The organism is Sphingobium sp. TomTYG46 (assembly GCF_055396345.1).
Window position 1 is genome coordinate 46,476 of the sequence record NZ_AP027326.1, and the last position, 18,414, is coordinate 64,889.

At 60.0% G+C, this 18,414-nt stretch carries 6 protein-coding genes; 4 read left to right on the forward strand and 2 right to left on the reverse strand.

The genetic code is table 11. From position 1 onward, the window contains the following. Window position 1: 1 nt before the first annotated feature. The 4 genes from virB10 to ACZ5YV_RS17475 are packed head-to-tail and all read left to right on the forward strand — an operon-like array spanning window position 2 to window position 4,766. Window positions 2-1,183 carry a type IV secretion system protein VirB10 gene (gene virB10 / locus ACZ5YV_RS17460; protein ID WP_464789937.1) on the forward strand — a complete coding sequence of 394 codons (1,182 nt, stop codon included), beginning with the start codon at window positions 2-4 and terminating at the stop codon, window positions 1,181-1,183. After that, entirely contained in the window at window positions 1,180-2,193 is a 1,014-nt protein-coding gene (virB11, locus tag ACZ5YV_RS17465; protein WP_464789938.1) for a P-type DNA transfer ATPase VirB11, read from the forward strand. Before virB10 ends, virB11 begins: the two co-directional genes overlap by 4 nt. Next, entirely contained in the window at window positions 2,190-3,986 is a 1,797-nt protein-coding gene (locus ACZ5YV_RS17470) for a type IV secretory system conjugative DNA transfer family protein (RefSeq protein WP_464789939.1), read from the forward strand. Before virB11 ends, ACZ5YV_RS17470 begins: the two co-directional genes overlap by 4 nt. Further along, entirely contained in the window at window positions 3,987-4,766 is a 780-nt protein-coding gene (locus tag ACZ5YV_RS17475; protein WP_464789940.1) for an LPD7 domain-containing protein, read from the forward strand. A gap of 24 nt (window positions 4,767-4,790) precedes the next feature. On the opposite strand, the gene ACZ5YV_RS17480 is transcribed toward ACZ5YV_RS17475, so the two are convergent. After that, the gene (locus tag ACZ5YV_RS17480) at window positions 4,791-5,321 is read right to left on the reverse strand and encodes a toxin-activating lysine-acyltransferase (protein ID WP_464789941.1); all 531 of its coding nucleotides are present in this window, start codon (window positions 5,319-5,321) and stop codon (window positions 4,791-4,793) included. A 15-nt stretch (window positions 5,322-5,336) separates the two neighbouring features. Continuing rightward, window positions 5,337-18,257 (reverse strand): cadherin domain-containing protein, encoded by a 12,921-nt coding sequence (locus ACZ5YV_RS17485; protein WP_464789942.1) that lies wholly within the window; start codon window positions 18,255-18,257, stop codon window positions 5,337-5,339. Window positions 18,258-18,414: the final 157 nt, after the last annotated feature.

Sequence of the window (18,414 nt, forward strand, 5' to 3'; positions counted from 1 at the left end):
TGTGAGCGACAAGAGATTCGACGTCGATGCCACCCCAGACATGAACGAAATCGACCGCGAAACGCCCGCGGTCGATCGGCCGAACCGCATCCCCTCCCTCAAATCCTTCCAGTGGGATACGAAAAAGATGATCGTGGCCGGCGCTTTGGGCGGCTCGGTGCTGTTTGCTGCCCTCACCATCGCTGCCGGTGTCGGCGGCAACAACAAGATGCCGGAGGTCAAACCCAAGCCGCCCGCGCCGGAAGTGCCCTATGATCCCAAGACCGTGATCGCGCCGACACTCCAGTCGGCGGCGCATGACCCCAATGCGCCGGTTCCGCTTGCGGGCGAACAGGTGCCGCCGATCGGGCCAGGTGGTGTGGCCTCTCATGGCGCACAGTCAGCGGAAGCCACGGCAGCGCAACGCCGCATGGCAGAAGCTCAGGAATTACGGGATACTGCCCGGCGATCTACCCTCGTCGCCTATAATGGAACATCAGGCCAACAAATTGCTGGCCGCCTCGGCAGCCTGAGGACCGAGACGTCACAGTCCCCCGCATCCGAAAGGGCATCCGGTGAAGCAACGCCCCTGGATGACCTGAAGCGCACATCGGCCATTGGCCGCACCAGCGCCCGCATGATCGGCGACCGCAACTATCTCGTCACCGCCGGAACGATCATTCCCTGCACCCTTCAGACCGCCATGGATAGCAGCGTTCCGGGCTATGCCACCTGCATCGTTCCCCGCGACATCTATTCGGATAATGGCCGCGTCGTGCTGATGGAAAAGGGCACGCGGGTTTTCGGCGAATATCAGGGTGGCCTCAATCGCGGCCAATATCGCCTTTTTGCAATGTGGAGCCGCGCCGTCACGCCGCGCGGCGTGTCGATCGACATCGCCTCCCCCGCATCCGACAGCCTTGGCCGCGCCGGTATCGGCGGCAAGGTCGATCGCTTCTTCTGGGATCGCTTCGGATCGGCGCTGTTGTTCAGCGTGCTGGAAGATGGAGCCTATGTCGCTTCCACCGCAGTCGGCCGCGCTGGCAATAATGTCACGCGCGTCCCTTCGGATTCCGCGTCAACCATCCTCCAGGATACCCAACAGATAAAGCCCGTTCTCCGGGTCGCCCAGGGCACCGATCTCGCCATCACCGTGGCGCAGGATTTCGACTTTGCCCAAGTTTACGGATTGGGTTTGAAATGAGCGTCACCACCTTTCGCAACACCGCCGTCCTCGATGACGCGATGCAGCCCTTACGGAAATATCTCGATGATGAGGAGGTGACGGAGGTCGTCATCAATCAACCCCTTGAGGTGGCGGTGGAACGCAAGGGCGGTTGGACCTGGGCTGTGGAAGAGGAACTGACCTTGCCCCGCCTCAACATATTGGCGACCGCCGCGGCGGCTTTCACCTCGCAGGATGTCACCCGCGAAAACCCGATCTGCTCTACGATCTTCCCGACAGGCGAGCGCGTCCAGATTGTCGCCCCGCCCGTCGCGCCCGATGGGACGGTATCCATCACGATCCGCAAGCCATCGACCAGAACGATGAACATGGCTGATTTTCACGCCAGCGGCCTCTTCACGGAAACGACAGTGGCGGCGCGAGGCATGACTGAAAACGAACATCGCCTGCTCGCCCTTCTGAGCGAAGGGCGGCACGTCGAGTTTTTCGAGCTGGCGGTACGCAGCCGTCTCAACATCCTGATTTCAGGCGCGACGGGATCGGGCAAGACGACATTGGCGAAAGGGCTGATCCAACTCATCCCAGAGGAAGAGCGGCTGCTGACCATTGAGGACACGCGCGAGCTGGTCGTCCCGCATCGCAATGTCGTCCACATGACCTACAGCAAAGATGGGCAGGGAACCGCCAAGGTGACGGCCAAGGAATTGCTGGAAAGCGCATTGCGGATGCGCCCCGATCGCATCTTGTTGCAGGAGCTTCGCGACGGCACCGCCTTTTTCTACCTGCGCAACGTCAACAGCGGCCACCCCGGCTCGATCACCACAATCCACGCCGCATCCGCCGAACTCGCGTTCGATCAGCTCACCTTGCTCGTCAAGGAGAGCGAAGGGGGCGCGGACCTCGGGCGCGACGACATTCGCTCGCTCCTGAAAATCCTCGTGGATGTCGTGGTGCAGATGAAGAAGGTGCAGGGCAAGTTTCGCGTCACGGAGATTTATTATGATCCTGCCGGGCGACACGCTGCATGAGCAGAGGAGTGACGTTGGCGATCGGTACTCCGATCGCGCTTGTCCTCCTGGGCCTCACCGGCTCAATCGTCGCGTGGTTCGTGCTGGGCCTTCCGGCATCGGCTTATGACCCGCTGAAGATGCCGACATTTTTCTGGTATTATCGGGGTGATCCCGTCGTGCTGAAGGCGCTGGGTGCGGGCCTCGCAGCCGGATCGCTCCTGTCCGGCCTGCTGCTGTTCTGGTTCGTGACGCGCAAGCCGCCGCTGCACGGCGCCGCCTGCTTCGCCAAGGAAAACGAAATTCGGCGCAACGGTTTCCGGGGGGATGAGGGTATCGTCCTCGGCAAGAAATCGGGCCGCTTTCTGATTTTTGAAGGCAATGAGCATTGCATCGTGGAAGCCCCGACCCGTTCGGGCAAGGGCGTGGGCATCGTCATTCCCAACCTGCTGAGCTGGGCTGGCTCGGCCGTCGTTCTCGATGTGAAGCGGGAGAATTATGAGGCGACGGCGGGATTTCGCGCCAAACACGGCCAGGCCGTGTTCCTGTTCAATCCGACCGACCCGGAAGGCCGAACCGCACGCTACAATCCGCTGGCCTATATCGACAGGACTGATGCCGACCAGGCCATCATCGAGCTTCAGAAGATCGCGACGATGCTGTTTGTGCCACCGGAGCGCGGCGAACCGTTCTGGACCGATTCTGCCAGGACCGCATTTGTGGGCATCGGCGCCTATCTCGCCCAGGCAGACGCCCCGTTCACCATTGGCGCCATCTACCGGCTGATGACGACGGGCGACACGCGGGGATATTTCCGCAAGGTGCTGGATGATCCGGGACTTTCCCTTTCGACGGGATGCCGCAACGCCCTCGCCGACTTCACATCGGGGGCAGACAATACGTTCGCCGGCATCGTCCAGACCGTCACCTCCAAGCTGAGCCTTTGGCTCAATCCGCGCGTCGATGCCGCGACGGAGGAAAGCGACTTCGATCTGCGCGAACTGCGTATGCGGCCGATGTCCGTCTATCTCGGCGTTTCGCCCGACGAACTGGACCGTGTGGCGCCGCTCTACAATCTCCTGTTTCAGCAACTCATCGATCTCAATGTGCGCGATCTCCCCGATGGGTCCACATCGATCAAGGTACTGGTGCTGCTCGACGAGTTTGCCCGCCTCGGCCGCGCCCAGGTGATCGCCGGCGCCTTTTCCTATGTGGCAGGATATGGAGTGAGGCTGTTGCCGGTGATCCAGTCCCGATCGCAGCTCCGCGCCGTCTATGGCGAGCATGTGGCTGACGAAATCGTCTCAAACTGCGGCGTGGAAGTGGCCTTCACGCCCAAGGAATTGCGCGTCGCCAACGAATTGTCGGAACGGATCGGCTATATAGGCCAGGAGGCCGTCACGCGCTCACTGACCATCCACGGCATATTGGCAAACCGCTCCAAGTCCATGTCGGACCATCGACGCGCCCTGTTGCTCCCGCAGGAGTTGATGCAGTTTCCCGCTGACGAACTGCTGCTGATGCGGGGCGGGATTCCTCCGATCCGGGGCGACAAGATCCGCTACTATGCCGACAGCCACTTTACGCGCCGGATCATGCCGGCGCCGATCGTCGCGCCGATCCCCCGGCGCATTCGGGAGGATGAGGATCTTCCTCCTTGCGTGTTGCCCGACGCTGACCAGCTCGCCAACCCCGATCCCGAAACCTTCGCGATGGATTGCGTCATGATCTCGGATTTTCCTGACATGCTGGTCGACGTCGAGGCGGAGCAGCACGGCCACGAAAAAGTGGGCGTGATCGAACAGGAGCGATAAATGGCTGAAAACCTCAACCCTCCCGACCCGCGCGGTGAAACCACCCGGAGACGCCCTGGCGTCGAAATGCCCGAAGAGCTGGAATCCCGTTTTCTGCGTGTGGGCAATAAGCTCTACCGCAGCGCTCATGATAAAACGCCGGTCGCCACGATATCGCCCGATCGTATCAGGGCGCGCGATGCCAGCGCCCTCCCAGATCTGGTGCGTCTAGCGAAAGCGAATGGTTGGACCTCCCTCAAGATCAACGGCGATGCGGATTTCAAGAGAGCCGCCTATTTGGCTGCGGCCGCGCAAGGGTTGACGATCGAAGGCTACAGGCCAGACGCCAAGACCCGTGCTGCGGCCGAACGGGACCAGGCCGGGCAAACCGGATCGGCCATGACACGCACCCAGCCCCGTCAAGCCAACGAAGCGGAGAACCGACAGCGCGCGCAACGGACACCCAACCAAGTCCGCGATGCCAAGGAAAGGCCCGATCAGCGCCTCGACTTGGCGGAGCGCTTTCGTCGCCAGTCCCATACCGAAAATGCCAAAGACCCGGCCCTACAGCGCGCGCAAAGCCATGTGGCGCACGCCATGTCGATCGCGGCAGCACGCTTCCCCCAAGACACACAACGACAAGGAACTTTTGTCGGCCAGCGCAAAGAAGAGATCGCTAACAGGATTGAACGCGGCGACAACATCGCCGGCGTCCAGATCCGTCAACAGCAGGATGAACGCATCCGGGCAATCCAACAGCACCAGATATTGCAGCGCCAGCGATCACCTGGTGGTCGCTGAGCTGGGTCAATTAGAAAACTGACCTCATTGTCCTTTGGTTAGCGCTGCTTCTATGTTCGCCTTCAGTCTGTCAGCCGAGTCAGCGCCAATATTTGTTACGGAACGTGCGCCAGACACGGGGTCCGTCTGATGGAATTTGAACGCCTTGCCGCTCAGCGGCCCAGAGATCAGATCGGCGATCATGATCTCCCGATGCTTGTTCTCCCCGTTTGCGAAGGGCGCGATAAGATCGACAAGCCAGATCGCTTCGCCAGACGTCCACTCCTCGAGCGTCAGGCGATTGGCCGGTGCGATCATGCCGCCTTCCAGCTTCTTTTCAGCTTCCGGGCTGCATTTCGCCCAAAGCGCGAGACCCACGGGCTTGTCGCCGTCGCGGAAGACATAGAATTGCTGGTGGATCAACGCCGGCATCAACAGCCATTCGATGTCGCCGATCGAAAGCCCTCGATGCAGCGGCGATTGCGTCAGCAGCCAGGTCATTTCTCCCAGCATATGGCTGACCGTGGGCGGCGTGGAAGCGGCCGCCGCCGCTCCCTTCTGTATCGTCTCGTTCATGCGAAAATCCTATAATCAGGCCGCGAAATAATCATAGAGCGCTTCGGCCTTGACAGAGCGGGTGTTCAGTTCGCCCTCTCCCCCTTCTGCCCCGAACGCCGCCATCTGCTGCGTCATGCGCGCCAAAAGGGTCTCCCACCCGGTCGCGGGCTGGCTAGCTTCTTCGCCGGGCTTGTAGGCGAGCGCCACATCGCCCAGGGTCCCGACCGAACCGTTCGCGCGCGTGAAGGTCGAGGTCGCCAGCACGACGTTCGATCCGATCTTCACATTCTGCTCGACCGCGCGTGACGACAGGCTGATCGAGGTGATGCCGTGATCGGCCAGGGTCATGAGTTCCCCGCTATCGGTCGCGCCATCCCCATCGCCATCCACCCAGATCTTGAGTTCACCGAAGCGGGTGTCGCTTGCGTCGATCTTGCCATCCTTGTTGGAATCGAGCGCCCCAAGCGCATCAAGGTCGCTCTTGGCGTCGCTCTTTTCGGTAAGGAAGCTAAGTTCCGAAGCACTGGTGATGCTGCCGTCACCGTCGCGGTCGATGACGAGGAACCCATCACCCTTCCCAACCCAGCCGCTATTGTCGGCAATGCCATCTCCATTCATGTCGAATGCGGCCTTGGCTTTCTTGATCGAACGCATCTCAACGCCATCGCCATCCAGATCGAGGATGATCGGCGAAACCATGCCGATATCCTTGTTGGAGAAGGAGAGGATGGTCGCCGGATCGACCAGGCCCGAGCGTCCGTCCAGAACGGCGGTATCACTCCGCCGACGAACGAACATCTGGCCGCCGGCCGTCGAGATCATATAGCGCTTCGACTTGCGCTCATATTCCTGCCGCTCGACGTCGATCGCCGGGACAACGGGATCATCCGAAGTGGCGGGCGTTTCGGTGCCCGTCCATGCCGAATAAGCCTCACCCGCGCTGCCGTCACCGCGCACATAGGCTAGCCCGGCGTCAAGGGCCGTGCCGTTCGTGCCATCCGTCCGCGTAAAGCTCGCCTTGCCGTAGATGATGTTGCCGCCGTCATCGCTCTTCTCCGGCGCTACAGACGAAAGACCAATGGCGCTGACCCCGGCTTCGGCGAGACTCTTCACCTCACCCGCATCCGAGACGCCGTTGCCATTGGTGTCGAACCAAAGCTTGAACTCGGCAAAGCGCGCATCGAGCGCGTCCAGCACATCATCGCCGTTGCTGTCGAACGCCTTGAGGCCTTCAAGGTCGGTCTTGGCGCCTTCCAGATCACCGACGAAGGAGATTTCGGCAATGTCGGATATCTCGCCATCGCCATTGCGGTCCAACGCCAGGAAAGCGTCCCCGGACTCGATCCAGCCTGTGCGTTCCGTCGTACCATCGCCGTCCATATCGAAGCGAACGGTGCTTGAGGTCACGGACACAAGGCCAGCGCCATCGCCGTCATAGTCAAGGATGACGGGCGCCGCAGTTGCAAGTTCGGAAGGATCGAACGAAAGAAAAACGTCGCCGACAGTTCCCGTCGTGCCATCGGTCTTAAGATATTCGGACGTCGCGTATATCACATTGTCACTCCCGCCAGGCTCTTCGCCGGTCGGATTGAAGGTGAGGTTGATCTGCGAGATGCCAGCATCAGCCAAGCTATAGAGTTCTTCGCTTTGGCTGATCCCGTCCTGGTTGGCATCTCTCCAAATGCGGAATTCAGCATAGCGATCATCGCTACTATCAAAGAAGCCATTTGCGTCGCTGTCGAAAGCACGAAGTCCCTCGAGATCGGAGATCGCTCCGGCAGTTTCGTCGGCGAACGATATCTCGTTGACATCGTCAATCATCCCATTGCCGTTGCGATCAAGTACCAGCATGCCATCATCACGTCCGATCCAACCTGTGCGGTCAGCCACTTTGTCACCGTCCATGTCATAGTACACTTCACTGCCGTTTGCGGATACCAATTCTATACCATCGCCATCCAAGTCAAAAATAATTGGAGGAACGCTGGAAGACGAAGCGCTCATAAACACTACCTGCATATGATTTACTGAATACGCGCCGCCGCCATCATAAACTCTGACATTAAAATCATATACAAGCGACATATTATATGTACCGTCCGACTTTTTAAAAAGCCCATCCCATCTTAAATAATCTCCAGTAAATATAATTTCCCCATTTGCGTTAACCGATAATGAAATTTGACTAGTAGTGTCACCCCAAAATCCTAGCTTGCCATGATTTATTTCACCGACTGTAAAATCAGTTATCTGATAAGAAAATGAAGTTGATCCTTCTGGATCATAAGGATTCAACGAGACGATTGCTCCATTTGGCCTGTTATTATTTACCCAGAAAACATTTGCACTTTTTTTAGATACCGTTCCCTTGAAAAATGAATTTGTTACGGGAGAGGCGCTAGAATTTATTATCGGAGCCTCATTAACATTTTGAACATTGATCGCTACATCCGTTTCAGAAGCTATTCCCATTCCATTTTGATCAACCACACGGACCCGAAGATTAAAGGCACGGTGTGCCGCATCTTCATAATCTAAAGTTTTCACCGCAGACAGGCGGCCAGCGTTATCAATCTGCCAATAGCCATCGGCGTTGCCGCTCACGATCGAGAAGACATGACCGTTGGCAGGCTGCCCATCTGGGTCTCCCCAATTGAGCGTGATGATCGGGGCCGTCGGATTGGCCGGCTGTTCGTTGATCGCGAAACTCTGCCCACCAGCAATCCAGGGAGCCTCGTTGATGTCCTGGATGAATACTTTCGTCAGCGTCGAAGCCGACACATATTGGCCATCATTCGTCCTAGTCCAAACATCGGCGATATACGCCTCAGTTCGACCGTCTCCATTATAGTCGCCATATCCATAGCCGTTATTTTTGAACCAGTCGAAATCGAGGTTTGCACCCGTGAACTGGATCTGGTTGCCGACCACCTTGAACCATCCACCCGGATTAGTAACCAACTCCAACGTGGGTGTGGTTCCATCGGGATCGCTGAGCGGCAGAGTGCGAACGACCACATTGGTGTTGGCTGGATTACTGCCCAGTCCGGTCTCATCAAAGAACGCCCACTGCTCGGCACCCGACGAATTGGGTGCCTCATTCACATTGGCGATCTCGATCCAGAAATTGGCCGCGCTTTCCGTATAGCCCGCATTGCCCTGGTTATCGCGCGCCCTCACAACATAGTTGCGTCCGGGCTCCGCCGCTTCCCGATTGAGCGCCGCGTTCGTCTTGATGACGCCGGTGACATTGTCGATCACATAGCGGCCATCATAGGACTGGCTGGAATAGTTTGTGCCGTCCCAGAACCAATAGCGCTGCTGACCGAAAGCCACGCCCGATCCATCGGGGTCACTCGCCGTAACGGTTCCGACGGTTGTTCCGACGCCGACATTCTCGTTCACATATAGGGTCGAGCCAGCGAGGCTATTGGCCTCGTTCAGGTTGTTGATCCCGATCGTCACAGTGGTCGAGCTTTGGCTGTAGCCCGCGTTGCCCTGATTATCCCGCGCGATTACGGTGTAGGCGACGCTAGGGCTACCGGCTTCATAATTGAGCGCGGCATTGGTCTTGATCTGGCCGGTCACCGCGTCGATGGCATAACGCCCATCCGCGGAGGTGCCGCTCGCCGCCGAGCCATTCCAGAAATAATAGCGCTGCTGGCCAAAGGCCGTGCCCGCACTGTCCGGATCGCTCGCTGCGACCGTGCCCACAAGCGTGCCGATGGCGACATTCTCGTTGACCCCCATGCCGTAGCTCGCCGGCATGCTGTTCGCCTCGTTCACATTGTTGACGGCGACATTAAGCACCTGGTCCTTGATCTGGCCGAAGCTGTCGGTCACCCGCACGGTGATCGCATGCGAGGTTGCCGCCTCATAATTGAGGAGAGAACCATTGGCGACGCTAAGTAAGCCGGCAGATGTGAGCGCAAAGCGCCCACCCGCATTGTCGATCAGCGTATAGCTGAAAGTGTCGCCAGCATCAGGATCGATGCCGGTAACGGTTCCAACCGTCGTTCCATTTGCCGCATTCTCGTTGACCGACCCCGACAGGCTCGCGCCCGTCGGCGGGGCGTTGATGACCACAGTGGTCGTCTTCACCGTCGAAACCGCTGTCTGCCCCGCTTCGGTCGCGCGCGCGGTAACCGAGAGCGAAAGATCCTGGCTCCAGCCCGCCGGCGCATTGACCTTGAGGCCGCTGGTCTGGGCAGGGGTGAGCTTCCAGACACTTGCCGAACTATCATAAGTGCCCGCGCTGAGCGTGACTCCCGACGGCATGCCCGAAATCCAGATTTCCTGGATTTCCGAACCATCGGTGTCAGGGAAGGTGACGTTGAGCGTCAGCGGAATGCCGCCTGCCTGCCCCGCCGTCCCCGATCCGCCTGCGAACGTCGCGACCACCGGCGTATCCGCGACGGCATTGACCGTAACGGTAAATTCCTGGGTCTCTGTGACGCCACCTGCATCGGTCGCCTGTACCCGGATTGTCGCCGTCCCGCTGGCGTTCGCAATCGGGTTGATCGTGAAACTGCGCTGGCCGTTGGAGTTGGGGGCGCCGAACACCAGCCCCGAATTGGCGATGACGGACGATCCGGAGATGACCGTTGCCGACATCTGGATATTGGCATTGGGCGTGATGTCGTCGGTCGCGGTGACCGTCAGACTGATCGTCCCGTCCTCGTTGACCGTCCGGTTTCCGATGGCGGACATGACCGGTTTGGCGTTGGTGCCCCAATAGGTCGCCCATTGCGCCTGATAGGTGAGATCGGCCATTAGCGCGTCGCGCTGGGCGGCCGTCGTCGGCTTCGTCTTGGTCGCCATCAGCTGGACCAGACCCTCGACATTGATCTGGCTGCTGTAGCGGGTACCCGCGATGATGAAGTCGATCTTGTAGTTGGACCGGCTGCTTGCATCGGAAATGACGTACCAGTCCTTGATCAGGACACTGGAGGACGTGCCGATCACGCTGATCCGCATGTCGTTGCCGACGGCCTCGAACCAGAGATCCTCGTCATTGATGGCGCCATTGGTGTCCTGGAAGCCCAGCACATCGACATCATCGCCAGAAGGATCATAATTGTAGATGGTGTCGGCCTCGGACGAGCGGGTCACGATATAGGTGTCGTTGTCGATACCCCCGTTCAGCAGGTCATTACCCGCGCCGCCATCAAGATAATCGTCCCCGCTCTCGGCGTAGAGTTGATCGTTGCCCGCTCCGCCCAGCAACGTGTCGTTGCCAGCGCCGCCATAGATGATGTCATCGCCATCGTCGCCCAGCAGGGTATCGGCACCGTCATCGCCATATAGCGTATCGTTGCCGCTGCCGCCCTGCAGATTATCATCACCCGCGCGGCCACGTAGCGTATCATTGCCCCCTAGACCTTCCAGCCGGTTGGCGGAGCCGTCTCCATTCAGCGTATCGGCAACGCCCGTGCCCCGGAGATTTTCAATGCTGGAATAGCTGTCGCCCGCTGCAGTCCCAGTATTGGCGGAAGGCGTGGCGAGATCGACCGTCACGCCTGTCGTATCGGAAACCCCCGAGCTTGAGAAACTATAATCAGCCCAGTCCGAACCCGCGCCGCCGACCAATTGGTCGCTGCCAAGACCGCCGAGCAGGATGTCGTCACCATCCTCGCCATTCAGCTGGTCATTGCCGTCCCCGCCATAGATGACATCGAACGTGCCGCCATTATTGGCACCGCCATAAAGGCTGTCATTGCCCACGCCGCCGTAGATGCTGTCGGCGCCGTCCCCACCATAGATGGTGTCATTGCCATTCTTGCCGTGCAGCTCATCGTCACCGGCCCCGCCGTCGATCCAATCGTCGCCATCGCCGCCATCGACATAGTCATTGCCGCCAAAGCCATAGAGAAGATCGCGGTTCTGCTGACCAAGGAGGGTGTTGGCATTGGCGTCGCCCTCAAGCACGTCATCGCGATTGTCGACAGCGAGATTGATCGTCCGCTGAATAGAGAGCGGCGCACTGCTCATGTCGGTCGCTGTGACCGTGAAGGTCACGCTGCTTCCCGCCTCATAGTCAAGCGCCGCGCCTTGCTTCAGGCGAAGGACATTGCCTACAACCTCGAAGCGGCCGTCGGATACCGAATAGCTGTAGCTCGCATCCGCAAAGCCGGCGATGTCGGGATCGACAACATTGAGCGTTCCGATGGTTACGGCGGGCAGCGTCGTGCCATTGGCGACCCGGTCGCGCTCGGCGACCGAGGCGACGCTCGCCGTCCAGTCGAGCGCGGTCGGCGCTTCATTGACGTCTTCGATACGGATCGAGAAAGCCGTGCTGCCGGGCGACGAGAGGCTGCCGTCGGTGGCATCGACCGTTCCCGAAAGAACGATCTCCATTTGCCCGTCGCCATCGCTGTCCGAAGCGGTCAGGCCGCTATTGTAGAGCGTTTCGAAATCGGGCTCGAAACCGTCGGCGAACCGAACTTCATTGCCGACGACCTTGAAGCGGTTGGACGGATTACTGACGAGGCGCAACCCGGGCGTGGTTCCATCCACATCCGACAGGGTGAAGCGCGCTGCCCAGCTATTGGCGAGACCCGCGGGAAGAGGCTCGGGCACCATGGCCCGGGATTCCGCCAGCGCCGGCGTGTCGGGCGCCTCGTTCCAGTTTTCGACGGTGACGGTGAAATCCTTCTCCGCCGCCGCGCCATGAATATCGGTCACCCGGACGCGGACCATATGCGAGGTCGCGGCTTCATGGTCGAGAAGCGCGGGGTTCTGGACGATCAGCAGCCCGTCACTAGTGATGGCGAAACGGCCGCCTGCATCATTAGCGAGCGAGAAGGTCATCGCCTCGCCTTCGATCTCGGTGGCGGCCAGTTGCTTGACCGGACTGTCCGCGCCGGTCGGGGAACCGGCGGCGCCTTCGATCACCGCAATGGAAGCGCCATCGGCGGTGCGTATATCGCGCGGCGCGTCATTGACCGCCGCGACGCTGACATTGACGGCGATCGCGGTGGATTGGCCATCCGCATCCGAGACGACAACGGTAAAGCTGTCCGCGCCGTTGAAGTCGGCATCAGGTGTGTAGACGAACGCGCCGCTCGTCCCATCGATGGCAGCGGAACCATGCGCCGGCCCGTCGCTGAGCTGATAGCCCAGGATATTCTCGTCATGGTCGACGGCGCCGGTCGCCATCGGAGTGCTGGCGCTGTCTTCATTGATCGAGAGGGAAAGCGCGGCGCCAGTCGGCTTGGCCTTATGTCCCTCATGCCAGTAGGTGGCAAGTTGAGACGCGATGGCCGCCGGCATGGCTTGGGGTGTCGAGGCGCTACTCGCCGACATGTCACCGACAAGCGGGATTGCGTAGTTCAGGAACAGCGTATGGGTGGCCGTGCTGATCGTGCGGACCAGAGACGGATTAGCAGCGCTGAAATAATTGCTGACGGTGATCGTCGCATCGCCGCCGATGACGCCGATCTTCAGGTCGTTGCCCTGGCGGGTGAGCCAGACATCGTCGATGCTGACCGACTGGTCGAAGACGATGCTGTTGACCCCCGAGCCATCGGCAATCGTGTCGCTGCCCGACCGGGCATCGAAGAGATAGGTGTCGTCGCCGGCGTCGCCCTGCAGCCAGTCCGCACCCGCGCCACCGGCCAGCATGTCATTGCCGTCGCCACCGACAAGAACATCGGCGCCGTCGCCGCCCTGCAACTGGTCATTGCCCCAATTGCCTTCGAGATGATCGTCCCCGGCGTCGCCGAGAATCTGATCGTCGCCAGCCCCGCCATAGATCTGGTCGTTGCCCGCTGAAGCCTGAATCAGATCATCGCCGTCGAGCGCATAGATAACGTCATTGCCATCGCCGCCGTCGATATTATCGACATCATTGCCGCCATTGATGAAGTCGTCGCCATCGCCGCCGTCGAGGACGTTGGCGCCCGCGCCGCCATTGATCACGTCGTTGCCGCCAAGACCGGACAGGCGATTACCGCCCGCGTCGCCAACCAGGGTGTCGGCAAATTCCGAGCCGACGAGATTCTCGATGCCGACCAGGCTGTCGCCCTCGGCGTCGCCGCCCGTGCCCGCTCCGGTCGAAAGATCGATCTGCACTCCTGACGCAGACCGCGCATAGCGCGCCGTATCGCCCCAACCGACCTCGGTGGAAGCGGAGTTCGCGCCGCCATCGATGAGGTCCGCGCCCAGGCCGCCCTCGAAGACGTCGTCGCCATTCCCGCCATAAAGGAGGTCGTTGCCCGCATAGCCCACGAGAACGTCATTGCCGTCGCCGCCCGCGAGATTGTCGGCGAACGCCCCCCATTGTCCGAGAAGCAGGTCATCACCCGAAGAACCGGCAAGCTGGGCCGCACTCGTCGCCGTCAAGATCGAACTCAGCGGCACGGACGACCCATCGGCGAACTGCAGCGTCTCGATGGCGCCATTCGCCGTGAACTGATCGTAGAGGATGAGTTGGGCGGTAGACGATCCTGTGTACTGGATCAGAAGATCATTGCCGGTCCGCGTGAACTTGAGATCGCCAAGGCCAATGCCCTGCCCGAACTCGAGCACATCCTCGCCGCCCGATACCGAGCTGTCATAGGCGAAACGGGTGACCTGCTGCCCGTTAGTCCTGGAGAATCCGCCAAGCCAGCCCGTCTGGATATAGGCGGAAGGGACCGGCGCGGCCGGGTTAGCCAAGGGGGCATAGACATAGCTGCTGCTGTCATAGACCAGCGCGCCGCTGGAATCCTGGATCTGCAGCCGCCAATAGCGGTATCCCGAAACCGGCTCGGTCGCGCCAGTGGCCGCCCACGACTTGACGGAATATCCGTCGGCGAGTTGGCCCGCGCTTGTCACGACCTCCTCTACGGAAAATGCGACGTCCTTGATGTTGTCGGCGCCGTCCCCGATATTCCACACATAGGTGTCATCGCCGTCCCCGCCTCGCAGGGTATCGTTGCCCTGGCCGCCGGTCAGGACGTTGTCATCTTCGTCACCGCCCAGGATATCGGCGGCGGAGCCGCCGGTCAGATCCTCGATACTGTCATATGTATCCCCTGCCGCCTGACCCGCGTTCGACCAACCGGCCGAAAGCACAGCACGCACCCAACCGCTCGCCGAGACGTAGGAAGCTGTATCCTGCCCCGCTCCGCCACTTAGAATGTCGTTGCCCAAGCCGCCATCGAGCACGTCATTGCCTGCGCCGCCATAAAGGACGTCGTCTCCGCTTTCACCTTTGAGCGTGTCGAAGCCGCTATTGCCCGCCAGGATATCATTGCCAGCACCGCCCGCGATGACGTCGTCGTCCCCATTACCCGTGATCCAGTCCGCCATCGATGTTCCGGCAAGACTGTCCGATCCGTCGGTTCCCCCAATCAGCTGCGTCGTTTCGGTGTTCAGAATTCCAGTGGCCGCGAAGACGAACTGTTCGACTGGCCGATCCGCATTGCGATACCAGTCGGACAATATCAACTTGTCGCTCAGGCTGGTGAAATCGTTTCCTGAATTTTCCGACGAGATGCCAATCGCCAGGTCATAGCCCGCCTGAGCCAGCATGATGTCCTGGATATTGATACCAAGGCCAAATTCGAGCGCGTCGCCGGCTTCTCCCGCAACGGTAGCGTCCTTCCCAAAACTGCCATCAGCCTCCGGGATAAGGCGCGTTAGCGTCTGTGAGGTCACGTCATATTGGATACGCCCGATCCAGTTCGTACCGTCGAAAACGACATCGCTGCCTTTGAGAACGCGGTTGTTCGCGTCCCTGACATAGCCGGAGGCATAGGCCCCGTTTTGCCAGATGGTTTCCCAGGTTCCTGAGAAATCATCGATCAGAACATCAATACCATCGCCGCGATTGTAACGGAAAATATCGTCACCCGTGCCTCCAGCAACAATATCCCCATGGCCTCGTCCTCCAGACAGTATGTCCTTGCCTGCGCCGCCATATATTTCGTCCGCGCCGGCATCACCGGAGAGCATGTCGTTGCCGGTTCCGCCCAGAACATGATCGTCGTCATTGCCACCAATGAGCAAATCGTCGTCCGCGTCGCCCGATATCCAATCACTGCCTTTTCCGCCGATACCGACATCATCTCCGGCCAACAGGGACAACCAGTCATCACCGGCTCCAGCGACGGCGAAATCGCGCCCGTCTGTACCAATGATGACGTCATTACCGTCTGTTCCGACGATAAAAGAGGTGAAGTCACCGATACGGACCGCCTGTCCATCGGAAAGGACAAGCCACTCGATCCGCTTGTAGCTGTTGAACCAGTCCCGCATGAGCAACCGGTCAGCCGACGGCACGCGATTACCGTTAGCGTCCTTCTGCAACAACTGGATGATCAGATCGTTCGATGTCGTCCCCGACAGCGCCCCGCCGCGAACGAGTTGAATATCCTCGAACGTGATATCCTGTCCGAGAACCAGCGAATCTTCGCCGCCATTGGGCGCACCATTCTCAGAATATACCCCTCCCGCGAGCCAATCTCGCGATACCGTGCCAGACTTAATTGCTGCAATACGCGCACTGACAGGATCATTAGCCCCTGCCGAACCCGGATCATCCAATGCAACGTCGGCGCCATCGCCCCGTCGGAACAGATATTGATCCGAACCAGCGCCGCCTTGGAGGTCATCGCCGTTACCAGCGCCGCCAGCAAGAACGTCATCGCCCGCGCCGCCGGTCAGGATATCAACCCCCTCACCTCCTTCGAGCCAATCGGAACCTTCGCGACCGCGCAATAGGTCATTGCCCGCTCCACCGTTCAGATAATTGCCGTCACCGCCGAGCGCATTCTGGTCGGCCGTGCCCGCGTCGAGTACATCGTCGCCGTCGCCGCCCAGCAGCCAGTCGTCGAGGCGACCGCCATAGAGCGTGTCGTTGCCGTCGCCGCCAAAGATGTTATCGCCCAGGTCGGAGGCGTAGATCGTGTCATTGCCCGCGCCGCCATCGACCGTGGCCGCGACGTCGATGGCAAGCTCGCGCCGGTCGGCGGTGGAGAAGGTGATGGACGCCGCCTCGCTCGTGCTCGGGCTGCGCGAAATGGTGAAGGTCGCGGTGCCGCTATCCTCGTGCACGATCACATTGTCGAGCCAGACATAGGGCTGAGAGCCACTGGTGGCGTCGATGATCGTGCCCTTGCCGGATACCGGCGTCGTGCCATTGGCGAGCGCGCTGGCTCCTGCCGTCACCGTAGCCGTCAGGGTGAAGCTCTCATTGCCCTCGACGTTCAGATATTGCGGCTTGCCGTTGCCCGGTGTCACTTCGCCCGTGAGCGGATTCGTGGTGGGGCCAACATATTCGGGGTTGAGGACATTGTCGGCGATCACCGCAGTGCGCACGAAAAGTTCGGTCGTACCGGCGGCAAAAGTCCCGCTGGTTGCATTAGTCCAAGCGATGCCATCGAGCGAAACCTGGAGATTACCGGCACCCGTTGCACCGTAGTCCGCGCCCTGACCACTTGCACGCCCGTCCTGCAAGGCCAAACCGACGGTCACCGACGCACTCACCGCTTTCGACAGGCTAAGGCGGAAGACGGCATAACCGTCCGTTTCCGACGCAAAGCTCCTGCCTACCAAGAGGTGCGCTGCGGACGAGGCGTCGCTGATGATCGTGGCGCCCACGTCGCCTCCGATGGAGCTCACGCCCGTGCCGTTCGACAATTTGGCAAGGAAGTTTTCGATCGCACTGTCGGCATCGTTCGCGATCGCGACACTCACTTGCTTGCGATACTCGCCGGCGGTGAAATTAACGGTCGTGCTGGTCGCGGTGAAATCCGCGCCCGAAACGGCGATATCATCCTGCAACTCGCCATTGATGGTATAGCCGCTCTGGTCCGCAAGCTTCTTGCCGCGCAGGTCAATGACGTCGTTAGCGGCGCCCGCTTCGATCATGGTCTGGCCGGCGATGTCGATGGCGTCGCCCAGCACATAATCGCCGACGCCGATCAGGCGACTGATCTTGTCCGAATAGGGATCATAGTCGAAGCCGAACTCGACATTCCCAGCGTTGGTCTGCGCCTCCTGGATCAGATAGGAGAAGCCGCCATACCAATCGCTCGCATGGCGGCGGGTCAGCCCCAGTTCAACCGCGCGGGCGAGGTTGATCATCGTCTCGGCGGCGAACACGCTGTCGGGTTCGGCCGCAACCAACGCGTTGATCACCGTCGAATTGGCGAGGTAGTTTTCATAAGCTCGGGCCGAGGCGATATTGCCGAGGAGAACATTGGCATCGAAGTCACGCGGATCTAGGCCGCCCATCTCGAATGTGTTGTAGAGCGCGCGCTTCACATAGACATCGCCGCCCGCGATCTTGAAGTTGGGATCAGTAAGGCCGGTAAAGACGCCAAAGCCGATGGCGCGCGTCGCGGCGTCCTTGCCGGAGAATTTTTGGGTGATGTCGTCCGCGCGCAAGGGCTTGTAGACGAACTTCTTGCCCCTCATACCGTAGGTGCCGGCCTGAACCGCCGTTGGATCGAGCAACTCGCCGCCCGTCGCGGAAAGAATACCGTTGAAGGTTTCCGAGGCAACTGATGCAAGAGAGCGAGCGGCTTTCCTCGAGCCGCCATGTCTTGACCGAACATTGGCGACGACGAACTTGCCTTCGCCCTCATCCCACTGGGATTCGGCCCAGGAGCTTGGCGTCCCACCCAACACTGAGCCAATTAGACCGCCAAGAATAAACCCGACGAAAGCGCCTATTGCAGCTCCAACAGGTCCAGCGAGAACGCCCAGCTGCGCCAAGGCAGCAGTAGTTCCGGGTGCAGCGGCCACCAAGCCCACTGCGCTACTCAGCGCCGCGGCACTACCCAGGGCGGCTCCGACGGCGGAACCAATTTGTCCACCAACTGTATCAAAGGAAATGATTTCCGCGGCCAGCTTTGACCCGAGGAATCCGCCGATGACATTACCTACGTTGACGCTTCCCAGCACATTGCCGAGGTTGGTTGTGCCATTTATAAGTTCCGGCAGTGCCTGAATAATCGCCGTCATGTAAGAGCCGCTGGCACTGTTCGCGAGTCCACCCGCGAGGCCATCGATCCCAATTGCATTAATGAGTTCCGCCGTCAGGAATGACGACAGAGCACCAATGCCCGCGGATTTCAAATTGGCAATAAAGCTATCATCTAGATTACTAACGACTTTCTCG